21 protein-coding genes are annotated in these 20840 nt (G+C 60.3%); 5 read left to right on the top strand and 16 right to left on the bottom strand.

Going from position 1 to position 20840, the window contains the following annotated elements:
* Positions 1-115 precede the first annotated feature (115 nt).
* From olsB to sppA, 7 genes are all read right to left on the bottom strand, one after another.
* Positions 116-1024: a l-ornithine N(alpha)-acyltransferase gene (olsB, locus tag IEX53_RS07650; RefSeq protein WP_188823063.1), complete on the bottom strand. Its 909-nt coding sequence runs from the start codon at positions 1022-1024 to the stop codon at positions 116-118.
* Between the two features lie 361 nt (positions 1025-1385).
* Positions 1386-1862, bottom strand: coding sequence for a signal peptidase II (gene lspA / locus IEX53_RS07655; RefSeq protein WP_188823064.1), 477 nt, complete (start codon positions 1860-1862; stop codon positions 1386-1388).
* Positions 1859-2719: a TrmH family RNA methyltransferase gene (locus tag IEX53_RS07660; RefSeq protein ID WP_188823066.1), complete on the bottom strand. Its 861-nt coding sequence runs from the start codon at positions 2717-2719 to the stop codon at positions 1859-1861. The genes lspA and IEX53_RS07660 overlap by 4 nt, the downstream gene beginning before the upstream one ends.
* On the bottom strand, positions 2720-3712 hold the full coding sequence (locus IEX53_RS07665) for an RsmD family RNA methyltransferase (protein WP_188823068.1): 993 nt from the start codon (positions 3710-3712) through the stop codon (positions 2720-2722).
* A gap of 226 nt (positions 3713-3938) precedes the next feature.
* Positions 3939-4289, bottom strand: a complete 351-nt coding sequence (locus IEX53_RS07670) for a LapA family protein (RefSeq protein ID WP_188823070.1) — start codon at positions 4287-4289, stop codon at positions 3939-3941.
* Between the two features lie 56 nt (positions 4290-4345).
* Positions 4346-4636 (bottom strand): integration host factor subunit beta, encoded by a 291-nt coding sequence (locus IEX53_RS07675; protein WP_188823072.1) that lies wholly within the window; start codon positions 4634-4636, stop codon positions 4346-4348.
* Between the two features lie 68 nt (positions 4637-4704).
* Positions 4705-5676 carry a signal peptide peptidase SppA gene (gene sppA, locus IEX53_RS07680; protein ID WP_188823074.1) on the bottom strand — a complete coding sequence of 324 codons (972 nt, stop codon included), beginning with the start codon at positions 5674-5676 and terminating at the stop codon, positions 4705-4707.
* 218 nt (positions 5677-5894) lie between these two features.
* Between sppA and lptC the strand changes: the two genes are divergently transcribed.
* The 3 genes from lptC to lptB all read left to right on the top strand — a co-directional run bounded on the left by lptC (position 5895) and on the right by lptB (position 8252).
* Complete coding sequence (gene lptC / locus IEX53_RS07685; RefSeq protein ID WP_236016088.1) at positions 5895-6629, top strand: LPS export ABC transporter periplasmic protein LptC; 735 nt, start codon at positions 5895-5897, stop codon at positions 6627-6629.
* Between the two features lie 136 nt (positions 6630-6765).
* Positions 6766-7380 (top strand): LptA/OstA family protein, encoded by a 615-nt coding sequence (locus IEX53_RS07690; RefSeq protein WP_373288612.1) that lies wholly within the window; start codon positions 6766-6768, stop codon positions 7378-7380.
* A 119-nt stretch (positions 7381-7499) separates the two neighbouring features.
* The gene (gene lptB, locus IEX53_RS07695) at positions 7500-8252 is read left to right on the top strand and encodes an LPS export ABC transporter ATP-binding protein (protein ID WP_188823076.1); all 753 of its coding nucleotides are present in this window, start codon (positions 7500-7502) and stop codon (positions 8250-8252) included.
* 100 nt (positions 8253-8352) lie between these two features.
* On the opposite strand, the gene IEX53_RS07700 is transcribed toward lptB, so the two are convergent.
* From IEX53_RS07700 to IEX53_RS07710, 3 genes are all read right to left on the bottom strand, one after another.
* The gene (locus IEX53_RS07700; RefSeq protein ID WP_188823077.1) at positions 8353-9060 is read right to left on the bottom strand and encodes an outer membrane protein; all 708 of its coding nucleotides are present in this window, start codon (positions 9058-9060) and stop codon (positions 8353-8355) included.
* Between the two features lie 306 nt (positions 9061-9366).
* Complete coding sequence (locus IEX53_RS07705; protein WP_188823079.1) at positions 9367-10086, bottom strand: outer membrane protein; 720 nt, start codon at positions 10084-10086, stop codon at positions 9367-9369.
* 315 nt (positions 10087-10401) lie between these two features.
* Positions 10402-11118, bottom strand: a complete 717-nt coding sequence (locus IEX53_RS07710; RefSeq protein ID WP_188823081.1) for an outer membrane protein — start codon at positions 11116-11118, stop codon at positions 10402-10404.
* A gap of 221 nt (positions 11119-11339) precedes the next feature.
* On the opposite strand from IEX53_RS07710, the gene IEX53_RS07715 reads away from it, so the two are divergent.
* On the top strand, positions 11340-12440 hold the full coding sequence (locus tag IEX53_RS07715; RefSeq protein ID WP_236016090.1) for an acyltransferase family protein: 1101 nt from the start codon (positions 11340-11342) through the stop codon (positions 12438-12440).
* A gap of 149 nt (positions 12441-12589) precedes the next feature.
* Here IEX53_RS07715 and IEX53_RS07720 read toward each other — a convergent pair whose 3' ends face one another.
* From IEX53_RS07720 to IEX53_RS07745, 6 genes are all read right to left on the bottom strand, one after another.
* Positions 12590-13207: a ribonuclease D gene (locus IEX53_RS07720; protein ID WP_188823085.1), complete on the bottom strand. Its 618-nt coding sequence runs from the start codon at positions 13205-13207 to the stop codon at positions 12590-12592.
* A 12-nt stretch (positions 13208-13219) separates the two neighbouring features.
* The gene (locus IEX53_RS07725; RefSeq protein ID WP_188823086.1) at positions 13220-14611 is read right to left on the bottom strand and encodes a M20/M25/M40 family metallo-hydrolase; all 1392 of its coding nucleotides are present in this window, start codon (positions 14609-14611) and stop codon (positions 13220-13222) included.
* 82 nt (positions 14612-14693) lie between these two features.
* Entirely contained in the window at positions 14694-15122 is a 429-nt protein-coding gene (locus IEX53_RS07730; RefSeq protein WP_188823088.1) for a type II toxin-antitoxin system VapC family toxin, read from the bottom strand.
* Positions 15122-15367: a type II toxin-antitoxin system VapB family antitoxin gene (locus IEX53_RS07735; protein ID WP_188823090.1), complete on the bottom strand. Its 246-nt coding sequence runs from the start codon at positions 15365-15367 to the stop codon at positions 15122-15124. Before IEX53_RS07735 ends, IEX53_RS07730 begins: the two co-directional genes overlap by 1 nt.
* A 76-nt stretch (positions 15368-15443) precedes the next feature.
* A complete protein-coding gene (fabF, locus tag IEX53_RS07740; protein WP_188823092.1) occupies positions 15444-16712 on the bottom strand; it encodes a beta-ketoacyl-ACP synthase II in 1269 nt (422 codons plus the stop codon).
* Between the two features lie 60 nt (positions 16713-16772).
* Entirely contained in the window at positions 16773-17189 is a 417-nt protein-coding gene (locus IEX53_RS07745; RefSeq protein WP_188823094.1) for a MarR family winged helix-turn-helix transcriptional regulator, read from the bottom strand.
* A 397-nt stretch (positions 17190-17586) separates the two neighbouring features.
* On the opposite strand from IEX53_RS07745, the gene polA reads away from it, so the two are divergent.
* Positions 17587-20535 (top strand): DNA polymerase I, encoded by a 2949-nt coding sequence (polA, locus tag IEX53_RS07750; protein ID WP_188823096.1) that lies wholly within the window; start codon positions 17587-17589, stop codon positions 20533-20535.
* Positions 20536-20840 lie beyond the last annotated feature (305 nt).

Genomic DNA, 20840 nt, shown 5'->3' on the forward strand with positions numbered 1-20840 from the left:
GGTGGGGGTGGTGACGTTTACGCCAAGATATCCAGCATAGCACAAACGTCACCACCCCCATCCGCCCGCTAACGCGGGCACCTTCCCCGCAAGGGGGAAGGAGGGGCGTTGCGTTTCACATAAACCGGTCTGCTTCCGCCCCATAGTACGTGATATACCGGCTCGAGATGTGCGACACCGGCAGGATGATGAACACATCCGTGCTGCCGAAGGCATGGTCCACCACGGCGCCGTCGCCGATCATCGCGCCGAGGCGCAGATAACCCTTGATGAGCGGCGGCATGGAGAACAGCGCCACCTTGGGATTGATCGCCTCCAGCGGCATCAGATCCATCGGATGGTAATGCTGCGGCAGCGCAGGCACGTCCCACTCGGCAGTGGCGCGGCAATTGTGGTGGAGGAACGACAGGGCCAGTGCGTGGGCGGCAGGAATTGTGCCTGAGAACGAGGCGCAGCCGAACATAACGTCGATGCGGTGGCGGCGGCAATAGGCCCAGATGCCCTGCCAGAGCAGTTCCACCGTCCGCTTGGAGCGGTATTCCGGCTTGACGCAGGAGCGCCCGAGTTCGAGGAAGTTGAGGTCTGGCTTGGCCAGCGTCAGCCGGTCAACATCATATTCCCCGGCGGAATAGAAGCCATCGGCCGCACGCGCCTTCTCGCCGCGCATCAACCGATAGGTGCCGACAATCTGCCGGTGCTCCGGCTCCGCAATGGCGGTGTCGTAGACGAGGAGATGATCGCAGGTGGCATCGAACCGGTCTGCGTCGCGCTCTTCGAGCGCCGCCGCGCTTTCGTGCGCCGCGCTTTCGTGCTTCGTGTCATGGCCGTCGAAGAAAACCTTGAATCGCAATTCCTGCGCTGCGGCGATTTCTGCTGCCGACTGCGCAAGCCTGACCTCCAGCGAGCCCATGCGTCCCAGAACGCTGGCGTCATCTGGTGGGGTGAAAAGAGCCGTGTGTGCCTCGATGCTCGACATGCCTGCATCTTTAACCATTTGCCGGGAAATTCCAAGCAATGCGCTCATGACGGTCTTCTCCCAGTGAACATATTTCACCTTTTTCCAAAGATAAGGTGAAGCAAAAGCAGAAAAATAGAACCAGCCAGCTGTATTCGCCGGGCTTCCGGTAAAAATACAGCGAGCCGATTCAACGCTGAATCACTGATAGCGGAAGACTGCTACATCACGATGACAACAAGGTGTCGTGAATATGGCTTCGCACCCGTCCGCTTCGCAGATTCAATAGGTTAGGCGAAAGCTCCGGCTTGTCTTCAGCATGTCGCGCGCCGCTTGCATCACAATATCGCGAGCAAACTCATCCGGGCCCACCGGCTTGCCGATGAAGCCAACGGACCCGGGCTTGCCTCAAATTGCGGAAATTGGATAACTATCGCGCGTTGCTTTTCCAGCCGATGAGTTCATCGAGGATGATGAGCCCGGCGCCGATGGTGATGAACGTATCGGCGAGGTTGAAGACCGCGAAGGACCATGTGGGGGTGTGGAACAGCACATAGTCGATGACATAGCCGTGCAGGCTGCGATCGATAAGGTTCCCCAGCGCCCCGCCGACGATGAGCGCGAAGCCGAAGCGGGAGAGGCGCTTTTCCGGGCCGCTCGTCCACCACAGATAAAGCACGAAGGCGACGACCAGCGCCGTCATGGCGATGAGGCCGGTGTCGCCCATCGAGGACAGCATGGAAAAGGCGATGCCGTCATTATGGGTGCGGAACAGGGCGAGGAAGGGCAGAAGATCGATCTGCTGGTGATAATCCATGCCCGCTTCGACCCAATATTTGATCAGCTGGTCGAGAAGGACGGCGAGAGCCACCACGAAGACATTCAGAACCATGGATTTCCGGCTCATTTCCCATCCACCCTTTCGTCGAGCACAAGCGCCTCGCGCCGGATCTCGAACAGCATCACGCCGGTTGCGATGGCGAGGTTGAGCGAATCCGCGCGCCCGGCCTGCGGAATGCGGGCAAGACGGTCGCAGGCAGAAGCAAGGCTTTCGGGCAAGCCCTGCTGCTCATTGCCCATCATCAGGATGACCGGCTTGCCGGCATAGGGGATGCGGCGGTAATCGACCGCGCCCTTCAGATGCGTGCCGACGACAAGACCGCGAAAACCCTTGCGCCAGGCGAGGAACTCCGCCTCGCTCGCGCGGTAAAGCGGCATGGCGAAGACGGAGCCCATCGTCGCCCGCACCGTCTCGATGGAGAAGGGATCGGTGGTGTCGCCGATGAGGATGACGCCCTTCGCCCCCGCCGCGTCGGCGGTGCGGATGATGGTGCCGAGATTGCCGGGGTCGCGCACCCGGTCGAGCGCGATATAGACGTCGTCGCCCTGCGGCTTGAGGCTCCCGAGCGGCTGGTATTTCTGCTCGAAACAGCCGACGACCATTTGCGGATTGTCGCGCCTTGTGATGGCCGAGATGATTTTTTCGCTCACTTCCAGCACCAGCCCGCCCTTGGCGACCGTGCGCGCGGCGACCTGTTCGACCAAGCTGTTGCCCTTGCCGGACTTGGCGAAGACCAGCGTGCGGATGCGCCAGCCGAGGTCGAGCGCGTCGATGACGAGCTTCAAGCCTTCCGCGAGGAAAACGCCCTGCTGGTCGCGGAATTTCTTCACTGAAAGCGCGCGCAGATCCTTGATGATCGGGTTGGTCAGGCTGGTGACTTCCTTCACCTTGCCTGTCTTTGGGAAATTATCTTGACCCGTCATTCACGCCACCCAGCGGCTGAAAAGCGATGTGGAAAGCGCGCGCCCGGCGGAGCGTTCGCGCAGGATGAGTTCGCCCGATTCCACCGTTCCGCCAAGCCCGGTGAAGGCTTCGCGCATCAGCTCGTGGATGGCGAAGAAGGAGGCGCGGATCGAATAGGCGGTCAGCACCACAGCCAGCGGATTCGGCGTCAGGATCGAGCGGCAGAGATCGACCATGCCGGGCAGATCGTCGAACAATTGCCAGACCTCGCCATTCGGCCCGCGGCCATAGGCGGGCGGGTCGAGCAGGATGATGTCGTAGCGGCTGTCGCGGCGCTCCTCGCGGGCGGCGAACTTGACCGCGTCATCGCAGATCCAGCGAATCGGCTTGTCCGACAGGCCCGCCATTTCCTGATTCTCGCGCGCCCAGAGGATGGCCTTCTTCGAGGCGTCGACATGGGTGACCTCCGCGCCTGCCCGCGCGGCGACGAGCGAGGCAAGGCCGGTATAGCCGAAAAGGTTCAGCACCCGCACGGGGCGCCCGGCTTCGCGGATGAGCCTGTCCATATAGGACCAGTGCGAGGCTTGCTCGGGGAAGACGCCGACATGGCGGAAGGAGGTGAAGCGGCCCAGAAACGGAATGCCTTCATAGGCCATGGGCCAGGTTTCGCCGAGCGGGGTTCGGGGAAAGTGCCAGCGGCCCATGCCCTCTTCGTCGGTATTGCCAGTGAAAACCGCATCGGCCTTCGCCCATTCCGCCTCGCTCCACGCCGGAAGCCAGATCGCTTGCCCCTCGGGGCGTACGATGCGGTAGGGTCCGTATTGCTCGAGCTTCTGTCCATTGCCGCTATCGAGCAGCGCGTAATCCGCCGATGGCTCGGTCTCGAGGACGAGCGGCAGCTTCTCGTCCGGACGCGTGCCTTCGCGGCGCCTGAGAACACGCGGGCGCGCGGGCTCCGCTGCCGGACGCGCTGGTCTTTCTTCAACGGCGCGTTGCGGGCGGGCGGTTTTCATAACCTCACCTTCCGGCCGCTGCCGCTTGTCTTTTCGTTTCGGTGTTTTCAACCGGGATGCTTTCTATGTGGTCTATATCTGTATGGGCGGTGCGCTTTTATCGGAAACGCCGGCGGGACAATACCCCCTCTGCCCTGCCGGGCATCTCCCCACAAGGGGGGAGATTACGCCTTCAACAATGCTGGCATCAATCGTCAACGTTGGAGAATGAACCGCGAGGTTCGTATCAGCTGATCTCCCCCCTTGTGGGGGAGATGGGCGGCAGCCCAGAGGGGGGTGTAGCGCCGAGGTTCGTCTCCACCTCCCGCCGCAACCGATCCGCCTCCGCCTTGCTCTCCCGGGCGCGCTTGCGGTGCTTGCCCTGGCGAACCCACGTCGCGGCGCTTCCCAGAATGAGGCCGGCAATCAGCGCGCCGAACAGCCAGACGAAGAGCGGCGCCGACCAGGAGAGGGCCGGATTGCCGGGATTGAACGGATCGAGCGTCAGGGTCACCATCTCACGATTGGCGACCGACAGCGCGACGAGCACGATGGCCAGTGGCACGAGGATGATGATGGTGACGAAACGGTTTGTCATGTTGTTCCACCGCACCCGCGCATTCCAAGCATTCCGCCCGGCTGCGGGGAATGCCTTTACTTTTCGGTCGATGCGTTGAGGCGGTCGCGCAGTTCCTTGCCCGTCTTGAAGAACGGCACCCACTTTTCCTCCACCTCCACCGCCTCGCCGGTGCGGGGGTTGCGGCCGCTGCGGGCGGGACGGTTTTTCACGGAGAAGGCGCCGAAGCCGCGCAGCTCCACGCGGTTGCCTTCGGCAAGCGCATTGCTGATTTCGTCGAACACAGCGCCAACGATATTTTCGACGTCGCGTTGAAAGAGATGCGGATTACGGCTGGCGATGATCTGCACAAGCTCGGACTTGATCATGGCGGTCGATCTCTCTTTTCACCCCGGTTTCAATATTAGTATGCGCAGAAACCTTGATATTCAACAGCTTATTGACCGTCTGCCGGAGCCGCCTCCACCTGCCAGCTTGACAGGAGACCGGGCTGAAGCAGGCGCTTTCCGCCCAGTTCCTGCAAAAGGCTGCCGCTTTCCTCCGGAATCCCAAGGACACGCGCAAGCAGCCGGGCGGCGGAATGCGCGGAGAAGAAGCCTTCCGATTCCTTCTTTTTCCACTCGATGACCTTGAGCTTCTCGTTCACGCCCTTGGTTTTCAGCCATTCGACCGCTTCGTCCTCGCCGCCCAGCTGATCGACGAGCTTCTTCTGAAGCGCCTGGCGACCGGTATAGACCGCCCCGTCAGCGAGGGCGACGACCTGCGCATGGTCGAGCGGGCGGCGGCTTTGGACCAGATCGATGAACCATTGGTAGGAATCCATGATGACATTACGGATCATGGCCTTCGCTTCCTCGCTGGCGGGGGTGAAGGGGTTCGGCTCCGCCTTGAGCGGGGTCGACTTGATCGCCTCCATCTTGATGCCGAGCTTGTTCAGAAGCTGCGTCACGTCGGGATATTGGAACAGCACGCCGATGGAGCCGACGATGGAGGTCTTCCGCGCCACGATATGGTCGGCGGCGCTGGCGATCATATAGCCGGCGGAAGCGGCAAGCGTGCCGACCTGGGCGACGACGGGCTTTTTCTCCGCGATCTTGCGCAAGGCATCGAAAATCGATTCGCCGCCGGCGGTCGTGCCTCCCGGCGAGTCCACCGTGACGATCACACCCTTGACCGCGTCGCTTTCGGCGATCTCCTTGAGCCGCTCGAGCAGCTCGCTGTCCTCCTGGATCGGCCCTTCGATCTTCACTTGGGCGATATGCGGCTCCTTGCGCCCGTCGAACTCGCCGGTAAACCAGGTGAGCGCGCCGGCGCCCAGCGCCGCCACAAGCAGCGACACGATCCGCCAGAAGGTGAGCTTGCGGCGCAGCCGGCGCCGGTCGATGATTTCCTCAGCGGATTGTGCCATGCTATATCCTAATCATTGTTGCGCAGAGCCGCGGCTGCTATAAACGGTTTCCGGAAACAAACGGTTGCAGGAAATCGTGAAGAATTGCCTGCCATTTGGTGCCGGGGACAAGAATCGGTTAGCGTATATTTGTTATTGTATCCCAAAATAACCATATTGACTGAGCAAGGGACGCTGCTGCGGCCCGGATCGATCAACAAGACGAACTTAGAAAACATATGAGCGCGCAAAAGAACAGCTATAACTGGGGGGCAAACACGGCCCCGAGCCGCGGGACGGGTGTCCGGATGGATTTCGGCGCTTCCGAGAAGAACGCCGCGGTTTTCCATGCGGCGCAACGCCATTCCGGCAGGGTCCGGGTGCTGAAAACCGTGCTTCCCATCGCCGCCGTCGCCATTGCGGGCGTCTTCTCCTGGTTCACCTTCCTTGCAGCGCCCTCCGGCCCGATCAAGGTCGAGGCCGGGGCGACGAACATGCAGGACGGCAAGCTTGTCATGACCAACCCGACGCTCGACGGGTTCACCAAGGACAACCGTCCTTACACGATGACGGCGTCCAAGGCGACGCAGGACGTTTCCAAGACCGGCGTGATCAACCTTGAGAATATCGACGCGGAGCTTCCCCTCGGCGCGGACCAGCGCGCCAACATCGAGGCGACCTCCGGCGTCTACGACAATGCAAACGGGCGTTTGCAACTCGATAAGGATTTTACGGTTACAACGACCGGCGGATTGACGGCGAAGCTGAAATCAGCGGACGTCAATATTTCAAGCGGGCAGATCACCACCGACCAGCCCGTTGATATTCAGAACGGCAATGCGCATATCTCGGCTGACAAGATGCAGATTCGCGATAATGGCAAGGTGATGGTGTTCGAAGACAAGGTAAGGCTTGTCATAGACCCGGCGAAAGAGCAAAAGAGCGCTGTTTCGGCTTCGGGGAATGACGGCTGAGGGCATCGCCGCCTTGACGCGGCTTTAAAGAGCGAACATCGGCGCTGCCGGTTACTTTTTAGGGGATATGGGAATGCAGCGCAGAATGATGGCACTTGATGATTTCCGGTTGAAACTTCCCCAGTTCGGGGCGGCCATGGCTTTTTGCGCCGCGGCGGCATTGCTTTCGGTACCGGCGCTTGCCCAGCAGCAACAGCAGCAGGGCGCTCCCTTCGGCAATCTCAGTCTCTCCGACAGCAAGGACCCCGTGCAGATCAATGCGGACAAGCTTGAGATGCGCGACAAGGACGGCATGGCCATCTTCACCGGCAATGTCTCGGTCGTGCAGGGCGAGACGGTGCTCAAGTCCGGCAAGATGACGGTCTTTTTCAACAAATCCGACGACAAGCAGGGGCAGTCGGGCGGCAAGAACAGCAAGGGCGCCACTCCCGCGCAAGCGGGAGGCCTCGGCGCCGCCGGCATCGATCATCTGGAAGTCAGCGATAAAGTGTACCTCAAGTCGGGTACGCAGATCGCGACCGGCGACGCCGGCACCTATGACGCCAAGTCGCAGACCATGACGCTGACGGGCAAGAAGGTGGTGCTTTCGGATGGCGACAATGTCGCGACCGGCTGCAAGCTGATTGCCAATACCGGCACCGGCAAGGCGTTCCTTGAAAGCTGCAAGGGTCAGGAAGGCCGGGTGTCGATCATCCTCACACCAAAAAGCGCGCAAGAGCAAGGCAAAGCCGCCGGCGCAAAACGAAACTAGCCCGAGTAATAGAGTCGATAGTGTCAGTTTTGCCAGTTTTCTCGCGCACCAATGTTGAAGGCGACGGAGAGGTTCACGCGCCTCCGGCACCGGCAACCGATATTTCCGAGGCGCCCCGCATGGCCCCCACGGGCGATCTTTCACGCCTCAAGGGAACGCTCGTCGCGCGCGGCCTGACGAAGAGCTATCGCGGCAGGCAGGTCGTCAACGGCGTGTCCTTCGGCGTCAGGGCCGGCGAGGCGGTGGGCATCCTTGGCCCCAATGGCGCGGGCAAGACCACCTGTTTCTACATGGTGACGGGACTCGTCCCAGCAGACAGCGGCAGCATCGAGATCGACGGCTTCGACGTCACCACCATGCCGATGTACCGCCGGTCGCGGCTCGGCATCGGCTACCTGCCGCAGGAGGCCTCCATCTTCCGTGGCCTTTCGGTGGAAAACAATATCAAGGCCGTGCTGGAAGTCGTGGAGAAGGACAAGCGGAAGCGCGCTCAGGAGCTGGACGCGCTGCTGGAGGAATTCCATATCGCGCATTTGCGCAAGGCGCCTGCCCTCTCGCTTTCGGGCGGCGAGCGCCGGCGGCTGGAGATCGCCCGCGCGCTTGCCTCGCGGCCAAATTTCATGCTGCTGGACGAGCCGTTCGCGGGCGTCGATCCGATCGCCGTATCCGATATCCAGCAACTGGTGCGGCATCTGACCAGCCGCGGCATCGGCGTTCTCATCACCGACCATAATGTGCGCGAGACGCTGGGGCTCATCGACCGGGCCTATATCATCCATGCCGGGCAGGTGCTCACCCATGGCCGGCCGGCGGAAATCGTCGACAATCCCGATGTGCGGCGCTTTTATCTCGGCGACCAGTTCACGCTTTAAATTCAACCGCATGATCCTGCGCTGGGAACGGATATGACCTCGATGAATTATAGCCCCGCGATGAAACGCGGGGCTTTGCTTTGATGGCCGCAACGGGCGATCAGAACTTGTAGGCGACGCCGACGCGCACCTCATGGGACTTGAATTTGCTCTCGAACTCGCTGTCGAGAAAATCGAAGCTCTCCTTGCCGAGGTCGACATAGCGATATTCGAGACGCAGAAGGATATTATCCGTGGCGGCGTAATCGACACCACCACCGACAGTCCAGCCGGTCCGGGTCTGTTTCTTTTCGTATGAAGCCATCCCCACACGCGCGATATCGTGCTCGACCTTGCCGAAGGCGAAACCACCGGCAAAATAGGGCAGAAAGCGATCAACGGCATAGCCGACGCGGGCGCGAACCGCACCTTCCCAGCGCATCCTGGCTTCATGCGTAAAGCCCACGTCGGTCGGATCAGCAAGGGGATAGAAGCTTTCGTCCTTCTTGACCCCTGCATAGACGATGTCGGCTTCCGCACCCAAGACGAAGCCGTTCCCGGCGTCGAAATTATAGCCGCCATAAACACCGCCGAGCCAGCCAGACGGCCTCAGCTTGTGGGAATAAATATCGCCATCCGCCTCAAACTCCCCCTTAGAGTAAGCCCACGCATGGCCGGCCTGCGCGCCGATATAGGCACCCGTCCAGGAGAATGATGGGGGCAGCGCCTCCGGCGGCGCGGGCTCCTGCGGGATGATATCCGCCGCCCTGGCGGATGTCGCCGCGCCAAGCGCAATGGCGGAGGCCAGCATCAAATGCATAAGCTTCATAGTGTTCTCCAGTCCTCGGATAGGCCAACTAAAGTCGATGGCGGGGTTTATACACATACTCGTCAATAATTGTCTGTAACGTGAAAGACACGCTCGCCTAAAATCAATAAGTATTATAGGTATATTTTTGATTTATTTTAGAGAGCACCACGTATTAATCATTAATAGCAAATTAATGCACTATACTGAATAATATAGCTACGAAATAACCTTTAGTTGTAAATTTATCCTGACATATCCGCAGATTATATAAATTCATGCAAAAGATCCCGCATAGCTGCGGGACCTTGCACGACTTGCTGGGGATCAGAACTTGTAGGCAACGCCGACGCGGACTTCGTGCATCTTGAAGCCTGTTTTAAAGGAATCCTCATCCGATATGTGATAGGTTTTCTTTCCCAAATCGGTGTAGCGATATTCGAGACGAAGGAAGATATTGTCGGTGGCGGCATAATCGACGCCGCCGCCTACAGTCCAGCCGACATGGGTCTTCTTGAGATCTGCCGTGTAGCGTGCCGGCTCCGCAACGTCTATCTCCTCGAAGCTATGCTTGACTTCGCCGAAGGCGACACCACCCGCCACATAGGGCAGGAAGCGATCAACCGCGTAGCCGACACGCCCGCGAACCGCACCCAGCCATCCCAGCTTGGTTTCCCCACTTTCATAGCCGTCCTCATCATCGAAATCGTCGTTCGATTTTTTAACCCTCGCATAGTTGAAATCCGCATCGGCACCGACGAGAAAACCATTTCCGGCTTCCCAATTGTAACCGGCAAAAACGCCGCCGATGAAGCCCTTGGACTTCAATGTGCTATTATCGGCATCCAGGTCCTCGTCGTAGATGTTGAACTTAGACCTGCCCCATCCGTAGCCTACCTGGCCGCCGAGATAAGCGCCGGTCCAGCTGAATGCCGGGGGTAACGCTTCCGGCGGCGCAGGTTCCTGCGGGATGACATCCGCCGCCCTTGCAGCGGTCGCCGCGCCGAGGGCGATCGCGGAGACCAGGATCATATGCATAATTTTCATTGTGTTTCTCCAGTCTTCGAGAGGCTCAATTATGTGGAATTGGGGAACTTATACGCACCATTCCCAAGTATTGTCTGTAACAAGAAAGACACTTGAGAATAAAGAATGATGCCCTTCATCAGTATATTTTTTATATATTTCAGAAAATTTAATGTGAAAATATTTGTATTTTACATAAGTCGCTGTAAATACGTAAAAATCCAACTCATATATATTTATCCAAAATATATAAAGATCTATTGCTGAATGTATACTTGTGCAAAAAAAGCCCTGCGATGAAGCAGGGCCTTTGCGTTGTATTTACACGACAAGGGATTAGAACTTGTAGGCAACGCCGACGCGGACTTCGTGCATCGTGAAGTCTGTTTTAAAGGACGAGTCATCCGATATATGATAGGTTTTCTTTCCCAAATCTGTGTAGCGATATTCGAGACGAAGGAAGATGTTGTCGGTAGCGGCATAATCGACGCCGCCGCCTACAGTCCAGCCGACCTGGGTTTTCTTGAAATCTGCCGTGTAATGCGCCGGCTCCGTAACGTCTATCTCCTCGAAGCTATGCTTGACTTCGCCGAAGGCGACACCACCCGCCACATAGGGTAGGAAGCGATCGACCGCGTAGCCGACACGCCCCCGAACCGCGCCCAGCCATCCCAGCTTGGTTTCCGCACTTGCATAGCCGTCCTCATCATCGAAATCGTCGTTCGATTTTTTAACCCTTGCATAGTTGAAATCCGCATCGGCGCCGACAAGGAAACCATTTCCGGCTTCCCAATTGTAACCGGCAAAAACGCCGCCGACGAAGCCCTTGGACTTCAATGTGCTACTATCGGCCCCCAGGTCCTCGTCGTAGGCGCTGAACTTGGACCTGCCCCATCCGTAGCCTACCTGGCCGCCGAGATAAGCGCCGGTCCAGCTGAATACCGGAGGCATGTATTCCGGCGTCGGCTCTTCGTAAACGGCATCCGCCGCCCTGGCGGACGTCGCCGCACCAAGCACGATTGCGGAAGCTGCGATGAAATGCATAATCTTCATGGCGTTTCTCCAGTCTTCGATGAAGCCCGTTATATCCGGCGGGTCTGATTCCCGCTGTAGCGCCAAGGACACACCGGAAGAAATGCACAGAGTATTTCCAAATCTATATTTGGATAATCTAACAACAGGAAAATGAAAAATGGTACAGCCTTCGATTTTACTAAGTTGTTATAAACAAACATAATTCAGGTTGGAAAATATGCTTTATGGCGGGCGCGGAAATGAAGACAAGGATTGATTGGGTCGATATAGCCAAGGGGATGTGCATCATTTTCGTGGTGATGATGCATTCGACATTAGGTGTGGAAAAAGCCGCCGAATCAGAAGGCTGGATGCATTACGTCGTTGCCTTCGCCAAACCTTTCCGGATGCCGGACTTCTTCCTGATTTCCGGGCTTTTCCTCAGCCTGGTGATCGACCGCCCCTGGCGGCGCTACATAGATCGCAAGGTCATCCATTTTCTTTACTTTTATATACTGTGGCTGACTATCCAGTTCGTATTCAAGGCGCCGGGAATTGCCGCCGAAGAAGGCGTGCGGGGTGTTGTTTCAGCCTATCTCCTGGCTTTCATCGAACCGTTCGGCACGCTCTGGTTCATTTATATCCTTCCCGTCTTTTTCCTCATCACGCGATTTGTGAAGCGGGTGCCGGTCTGGCTTGTCTTCGGCTCGCTGGCGGTGCTCGAGAGCCTGCCCATCCATACGGGATGGGTGATGATCGACGAGTTCTGCGGGCGCTTCGTTTATTTTTATGCCGGCTACGCCTTCGCCCCGGCGATCTTCCGCGCCGCGGACTGGCTACGCCAGCGTCCGCGCATCGGGCTTGCCGGGCTCGCGGCCTGGGCGCTCGTCGAATATGGACTGGTGTTCACGTCCGCGCCCTCCGCGTTTGCGCATCTGCTGACGTCGGAGGCATTCATGGCCGGGGCGCAGGGTGGATGGAGCGAGTTGCCCATCGTCTCGCTCCTGCTCGGCCTTGCGGGCGCATTCGCCATCGTGGCGACATCGGCGCTGCTGTCATTGCTGGCTGAGGGGAATCCGTTGCATCGGGCGCTGAGTTGGCTGGGAGCCCACTCGATCGTCGTCTATCTCGCCTTCTTCCTGCCGATGGCGGTGGCCCGGACGGTGCTGCTCAAAACCGGCATCATCACCGATATCGGCACGATTTCGCTTCTCACCACCATCTCGGGCGTTATCGGCCCGGTCATTCTCTACGCGCTGGTGCAATGGAACGGCTATGGCCACTTCCTGTTCCGCCGCCCGCTATGGGCGATGATTGACAAGGCACCGACGGGGAAGACGGCGGCTGTGGCGGCGGAATAGCAGAATCCCGTCTCCCTTCATCCTCGTGGTTCGAGGCTCGCTTCGCGAGCACCTCACCATGAGGATGAAGGGAGACGGCGTTCCAGTAACCTTATCCTGAGGCGCTCGCGAAGCGAGCCTCGAAGGACGACGGTGCTTGGCGATAGTTCTTAGCTATGCGCGAAAATATCCTCTTCCGGCCATCCCATCAGGTCGAGCCGGGCGCGGGTCGGCAGGAAGCGGAAGCAGGCTTCGGCTTCCTTTTCGCGGCCATCACGCTTCAGGCGCGTCTCCAGCACGTTCTTGAGGCGATGGAGGTAGAGGACATCGGAGGCGGCATATTCCAGCTGCGCGGGCGTAAGCACTTCCGCCGCCCAGTCGGAGGATTGCTGCTGCTTGGAGATACTGACCTCCAATAGCTCGTTGCAGAGATCCTTGAGCCCGTGCCGGTCCGTATAGGTGCGGGTCAGGCGCGAGCCGATCTTGGTGCAGAACACCGGCTGCGGCATGACGCCGAAGGTGTGCGCCAGCACGGCCAAGTCGAACCGGCCATAATGGAAAATCTTGGTGATCGACCGATCCTTCAGGAGGCGCACCAGATTGGGCGCCTTCTTCTGGCCCGGCTCGATCTGGATCACATCGGCGGTGCCGTCGCCCGGCGATATCTGCACCACGCAAAGCCGGTCGCGATGCGGGTTCAAACCCAGCGTCTCGGTATCGATGGCGACGGCATCGACCTGATAGTTGGAAAGATCGGGCAGGTCGTTCTTATGAAAACGGATGCTCATCGGCCCCTCCCCTTATTTCTGCGCCAGAGCGGCGAGGATGCGCGCCCAGGAGCGCTGCCCCTTATGAAAGGAATTCAGCTCATACTTTTCATTGGGCGAATGGATGCGGTCATCTTCCAGCCCGAAGCCGACGAGCAGGGACTCCATGCCGAGCATGCGCTGGAAATCGCCGACGATGGGGATCGAGCCGCCCATGGCGATGAGCACTGCCGGATTCGGCCATTCGTCCGAAAGCGCATTCTTGGCTTTGGTGAGGATTGGTGAATCGTAGGCAAGCTGGATCGCAGGCGAACCGCCATGCGGGTGGAATTCCACCGAACAGTCGGCTGGGATGCGGGCGCGCACGAAATCGTGGAAGGCGGCGCGGATCTTTTCGGGGGCCTGCTTGTAGACGAGGCGGAACGAGACCTTTGCGCGGGCCTCAGCCGCGATCACCGTCTTGAAACCCTCACCCGTATAGCCGCCGGTGATGCCGTTGACTTCCGCCGTGGGGCGGGCCCAGGTCAGTTCCAGAACGCTGCGGCCCTTTTCGCCTGCCGGAATGGAAAGGCCGATGGGGCCGAGGAAGCTTTCCGCGGTGCGGCCGAGGCCCTCCCACATCTGGAGAATCTGCGTCGGCGTTTCCTCCACGCCGTCATAAAAGCCCGGCAGGGTCACGCGGCCGTTCTCGTCATGGAGATCGGCAAGGATGCGCGTCAGGATATGGATCGGGTTCGCCGCCGCGCCGCCGAAGAAACCCGAATGAAGATCGCGATCAGCGGCCTTGACGATGATTTCCTCGCCCACAAGCCCGCGCAGGCCAACAGAGATGGCCGGCGTCTCGGGGTCCCACATGCCGGTGTCGCAGACCAGCGCGAAATCCGCCTTCAACTCCTCCGCATGGGCTTCCAGGAACGGCTTCAGTGACGGCGAGCCGGATTCCTCCTCGCCCTCGAAGAGAATGGTAATGCGGCAAGGGAGATTGCCGTGGACAGCCTTGTAGGCGCGGCAGGCCTCCACGAACGTCATCAACTGGCCCTTGTCGTCGGACGAGCCGCGCCCGGTGATGATCTTCCGCGCCTCGCCCACATCCTTGATCGCAGGTGCGAACGGATCGTTTTCCCAGAGGTTCAGCGGATCGACCGGCTGCACGTCGTAATGGCCGTAGAAAAGGGCATGCGGCGCATCGGGCGCAGCGCCCTCGTGATGGGCGACGACCATGGGATGGCCCGGCGTCTCGCGCACGCTCGCCGTAAAGCCAATGGATTCCAGATCCTTCACCAGCCACTCCGCCGCCTTGCGGCACTCGGCCTTATAGGCGGGATCGGTCGAAATCGACTTGATCTTCAACAGCTCGAACAGCCGGTCGAGGCTTTTGTCGAGATTGGCATCGAGGTGGGAAAGGACGGGTTCGAGCGTGGACATGGGACTAACCTGATTTCGATTCACGAAGAGCCGCACCCTATTCCATTTTGTGGGGGAATGCACAGGGGGCAGCGTCGGGAACTCAGGCGAGATCGGTTTTGGTGAAATCGTTGCCCGTGTAGATGAGGCCGATATCGTATGCCTTTGCGCAAGCATAGGCGAAGCAGTCGCCGAAATTGAGATCGGCTGGATGGCCGACGGCCTTGCCATAAACCATCGCCGCGTCGATCGCCTGATCGCCTACGGATCCGGTGATGTCAATTTCTTCGGCTCCAAGATCTTCAAGCAGCGTATCGACGATCTCACGCGCTTTGGCCAACAGCCCAGGACGGGGCTTGGCGGTTTTACCTCCGGCCCCAGCAGCGGCGCGGGCAACCGCCAATACCGCTTCATATCGCACGAGCGGCGACACGTAGCAGGCATTCTGAACATCCGGCAGGCGTTTCGAGAGGTCCTCCCAGCCCGGTTCGCGATTAATGACGGCGACAAGGGCGGAGGCGTCAAGAAACATCAATTATCGCCCCACATCTCGTCGGTATAGCTCTTCATGTCGAAGTCAGGATTGGGAAGGCCAATCTCCGCGGCCATTTCATGAATCCGCGCAAGCCGATCCTGACAGGGCACGGTTTCCCGTGTACGTTCCAGCTCATGCCGGAGCGCCATGCGCACGGCCTCGGTCTTGCTGCGCGCCCGCGTCAGTCTGGTAAGTTCCGCCGCCATGGCGGCCACATCGTCATCGCGGATAAAGAGCGGCATGGCGATATCTCCTGTAGGAAATCAGAATATCGCAAAATGGAAAGTCCAGCAACGCAGCTTGGAGACCTATACTGAATCACCGAAACCGGCTGAACACCAGCGCTGCATTGACACCGCCGAAGCCGAAGGCGTTGGAGAGGACGTGGTCGATCTCAGCGGGCCGCGCGCCATTCGAGAGCAGGTTGAAGCCCTCCGCTTCCGGCATGGGCTGGTCGATATTGAGGCTGGGCGGGAGCATGCCGTTCTGGATCGCAAGAATAGAAAAGACCGCCTCGATGGCGCCGGCAGCTCCGAGCATGTGGCCCGTGGCGGATTTCGTCGAGCCGACCGGTACGCCTCCGCCGCCCGGCCCGAACACTTTCTCCAGCGCTGCCAATTCCGCCGCATCCCCGACGGGGGTCGAGGTGGCGTGGGCGTTGACATAGCCTATCTCGTCCGGTCGGATCCCGGCCATCGTCAGGGCCATTTCCATAGCACGCGCGGCTTCGCGTCCATCGGGCCATCCGGCAGTGACGTGGTGGCCATCGGTCGTGGTGCCGTAGCCGGAAAGCACGGCAAGCGGGCGAGCACCACGCCGCTCTGCGTGGCTCAGCCTCTCGATCACCAGCATGGCCGCGCCTTCGGACAGGACGAACCCGTCATGGGCGGCGTCGAAGGGACGTGAGGCGCGCCAGGGCTCGTCGTTGAAATCGAAGGACAGCGCCTTTGCCGCCGTAAAGCCGCCGATGGCGACGGGATCGACGCAGCCTTCCGTGCCGCCGCATAGCGCAATGTCGGCCTCGCCAGAGCGGATCATGCGCATGGCGTCGCCGATCGCCTGGGCCGAAGCGGCGCAGGCGGTGGTCGGCGCGCCTGATGGCCCATGGAACCCGAAACGGATGGAAACCTGCCCGGCGGCGAGGTTTGGCAGAAATGAGGGCACGACGAATGGCGAAAGGCGGCGCACGCCTGATGTGCGGATGGTTTCGGTCGCTCCGGTGATGGCGGGAACGCCGCCAACGCCGGTCGCGATCACCGTGGCGGTCCGCATGCGCTCAGCAGGCTCCTCAGGATGCCAGCCCGCCTGATCGAGCGCCTCCTGCGCCGCAGCCACCGCATAATGGATGAAAAGATCGGTCCGGCGCAACTCGCGCGGGTCCATGGCCGCTTCGGGATCGAAACCTTCGGGGTCTTCATCACGCCCGGGGACGAGGCCCGCGATCCGACACTTCCACCCTTCGGTGTCGAAGCGCGTGTTCACCCGGATGCCACTCTGCCCGGCGATCAGGCGCTGCCAGTTGGTGCTGACGCCGGCTCCAAGCGGCGACACAGCGCCAAGTCCCGTCACGACTACAGGTTCCTTCATTGCAATCTCCCTGTGCATATACACATCGTAGCGCACTTTGCGGGAGGCGGGCAATCCCCTTCATTCCCGTGAGAGGTGCCTGGCGACCTTTAGGTAATGCTGGGCGTCGTCTTCGGAGAGCCCATTCATGAGCACAGACCTCGCCTCGAGCCATTCCGGAAGAAGCTGGTCCAACATTATATTTCCCCGCTCCGTAAGTTCGCACAGACGCGCATTACCCGCCGTGCCGGAGACGCGCCGCACAAGGCCTTTGCGCTCAAGGAGGTCGAGATTGCGAGTCAGGCTGGTACGATCCAGCAAAATCCGCTGTGCGAGGACCGCCACCGGCTCGCCCGGATGAAACCGGATCGCGGACAGCAGCGAAAATTGCTGGACCGTCACCCCGAATGGTTTGAGCCACGCATCGCAGCGCCGCAGCAAGGCGCGCGCGGTTGCGACGGTATTCAGAACGAGACATTGGGTGAGGTCGTCGGGCATCGGCATGACGCCAGCTAAAATGCGCCTCGTAGCGCAAGTCAATGCAAAGCAGGCCCAAAAAGATTTGACCGCTGCGATGAGGGGGGTATCGCAGCGGCCAGATCATTATATTAGCGGCAGCCCGGAGAGGGGGGATGAGGCTGCCGCCAGATCCGGGGTCCGGCGGGGGACGGGCCGGAAATCCGGATATCGACGTGGTGTCGATGGCCCAAATCTGGGGGACGAAGATGGCGATTCAAGGGCACGAAACATTACATGTTCGTAACAAACCCGTGAGAATCGTGAGAGCGAAACGAGGGGTTTCGTGTGCGGCCTCCCTCAAAACAATCTGTCCACACCCAACTCTCCTGACAGGGATTTCATTCCATTTCCCGCCTGTTTGTTTTAAATCATACGCATGAAAAACGGCGATCATCTCTTCCTCGTGGACGGCTCGGGCTATATCTTCCGCGCCTATCACGCCCTCCCTCCCCTCACCCGCAAGACGGACGGGCTCCCCGTCGGCGCAGTTTCAGGCTTCTGCAACATGCTGTGGAAGCTCTTGAAGGACGCGCGCAATACGGATGTCGGCATTGTGCCGACCCATTTCGCCGTCATCTTCGACTATTCCTCGAAGACGTTCCGCCACCAGATCTATTCCGACTACAAGGCCAACCGCACCGCGCCGCCGGAAGACCTCGTCCCGCAATTCGGCCTGATCCGCCAGGCGACGCGAGCGTTCAACCTGCCCTGCATCGAAAAGGAAGGCTATGAGGCGGATGACCTCATCGCCACCTATGCGCGGCTTGCCGTCGAAGCGGGCGGCGACGTCACCATCGTTTCCTCCGACAAGGATCTGATGCAACTCGTCAATCACAAAGTGCAGATGTATGACGGCATGAAGGACAAGCAGATCTCGGTCCCCGAAGTGATCGAGAAATGGGGTGTCCCGCCGGAAAAGATGATCGACCTGCAATCCCTGACCGGCGATTCGACCGACAATGTGCCTGGTATTCCCGGCATCGGACCGAAGACGGCGGCGCAGCTTCTCCAGGAGTTCGGCGATCTCGACACGCTGCTCGCCCGCGCGCATGAAATCAAGCAGCAGAAGCGTCGCGAGAACATCGTCAACTATACCGAACAGGCGCGGCTGTCGCGTCAATTGGTGACGCTGAAAAATGACGTGCCCACCGAAGTCGAACTCGACGCGCTGGTGCTGGAGCCGCAGGATGGGCCGAAACTGATCGGCTTCCTGAAGGCGATGGAGTTCACCTCGCTCACCCGCCGTGTTGCCGAGACGACCGGCACCGACGCCGCACTGGTCGAGCCGGTGCCGGTGGAGACGCAATGGGGCGCGGAGGCCCACGGCCCTGATATGGAAGTCAGCGTGACGGTGACGACGGTGGAAGTGGAGGTGAAGGACGCGGCTTCCTCCCAACCCCAGCCGGGAGCCGGCTCCGCGGTGCTGACGCCCGCAGCGCTCGCCAAGTCCCGCGCCGACAGCGCGATTGCGCAGAAGATCGACACCACGGCCTACACCTGCATCCGCGACCTCGCCACGCTGCAGCAATGGATCGACGAGGCGACCGAGAATGGCGTCGTCGCCTTCGACACCGAGACCAACTCGCTGCTGCCGATGGAAGCCGAACTCATCGGCCTGTCGCTGGCGGTCGCTCCGGGCCGGGCCGCCTATGTGCCGCTGGCGCATAAATCCGGCGCGGGCGACCTTTTGGGCGGCGGGATGCTGGAGGGGCAGATCCCGCTCGACCAAGTCCTCGCAGCGCTGAAGCCGATGCTGGAGGACCGCTCGGTCCTGAAAATCGCCCAGAACATGAAGTTCGACTGGCTGATCATGCACCGCTACGGCATCGACATCGCGCCTTTCGACGATACGATGCTCATCTCCTATGCGCTCGACGCGGGTCCCGGCGGCCATGGCATGGACAGCCTGTCGGAGCGCTGGCTGGGACACAAGACGATCCACTACAAGGACGTGGCGGGCAGCGGCAGAACCGCCGTCACCTTCGACATGGTCGATCTCGAACGCGCCACCGCCTATGCGGGCGAGGATGCGGATGTGACCTTCCGGCTCTGGCAGGCCTTGAAGCCGCGGCTAGCGGCGGAAGGCATGGCCTCGGTCTATGAGCGGCTGGAGCGCCCGCTGGTCGAGGTGCTGGCGCGCATGGAGGCGCGCGGCATTTCCATCGACCGGCAGATCCTGTCGCGGCTCTCTGGCGATCTGGCGCAGTCGGCGGCGGCGCTGGAGGATGAAATCTACAAGCTCGCCGGTGAGCGCTTCAACATCGGCTCGCCGAAGCAGCTTGGCGACATATTGTTCGGCAGGATGGGTTTTCCCGGCGGCTCCAAGACCAAGACCGGGCAATGGTCCACCTCGGCGCAGGTGCTGGAGGACCTCGCCGCAGCGGGCCACGAACTGCCGCGCAAGATCGTCGACTGGCGTCAGCTCACCAAGCTCAAATCCACCTATACCGACGCGCTGCCGGGCTATATCCACCGCGAGACGGGCCGCGTCCACACCTGCTATGCGATGGCCGCCACTTCGACGGGCCGGCTCTCCTCGTCCGACCCGAATTTGCAGAACATCCCGATTCGCACCACGGAAGGGCGCAAGATCAGGACGGCCTTCATCGCCGCGCCGGGCCACAAGCTCATCTCCGCCGACTACAGCCAGATCGAATTGCGCGTGCTCGCCCATGTCGCCGACATCAGGCAATTGAAGCAGGCTTTCGCGGAAGGGATGGACATTCACGCCATGACGGCTTCCGAAATGTTCGGCGTGCCGGTCGAGGGCATGCCGAGCGAGGTGCGCCGACGCGCCAAGGCGATCAATTTCGGCATCATCTACGGCATTTCCGCCTTCGGCTTGGCCAACCAGCTCTCCATACCGCGCGAGGAAGCGGGGCAATATATCCGCACCTATTTCGAGCGCTTCCCCGGCATTCGCGACTATATGGAAACCACCAAGGCCTTCGCCCGCGAGCATGGCTATGTGGAGACCATCTTCGGGCGGCGGGCGCATTACCCCGAGATCCGCTCCTCCAACGCGCAAATGCGCGCCTTTAACGAGCGCGCGGCCATCAACGCGCCGATCCAGGGCTCGGCGGCGGATATCATCCGCCACGCCATGATCCGTATGGACGACGCGCTGGAACGGGCGGGGCTCTCCGCGCGGATGCTTTTGCAGGTGCATGACGAACTGGTGTTCGAAGCGCCGGACGAGGAGGTGGAGGAAACCATCACCGTCGTCCGCCGCATCATGGAAAACGCCGCCATGCCGGCGGTCTCGCTCTCAGTGCCGCTGCAGGTGGATGCACGGGCGGCGCAGAACTGGGACGAGGCGCATTAGGAGCGGTTGTTATTTTATGGAAGCGCCAAGTACCCCCCCCTCTGCCCTGCCGGGCATCTCCGCCACAAGGGAGGGAGATTGGCTGAGATGACCTTCTTCGCTTACCTTGCGACGTTGGCGATTGGTGCCGAGCATCAATGATTGCGTAATCTCCCCCCCTTGTGGGGGAGATGCCCGGGAGGGCAGAGGGGGGTTACTGGCCCGCCAACCTCTCCATTTCATCGTGAAACAGAAACTCCCCAAACCAACCGCAATTGACGCATCGGCGCTAAGCCGCTAAAGACAACCCAAACGTAAATTTATCC

It is taken from the genome of Paramesorhizobium endophyticum, assembly GCF_014640615.1.
Classification (GTDB): Bacteria; Pseudomonadota; Alphaproteobacteria; order Rhizobiales; family Rhizobiaceae; genus Paramesorhizobium; species Paramesorhizobium endophyticum.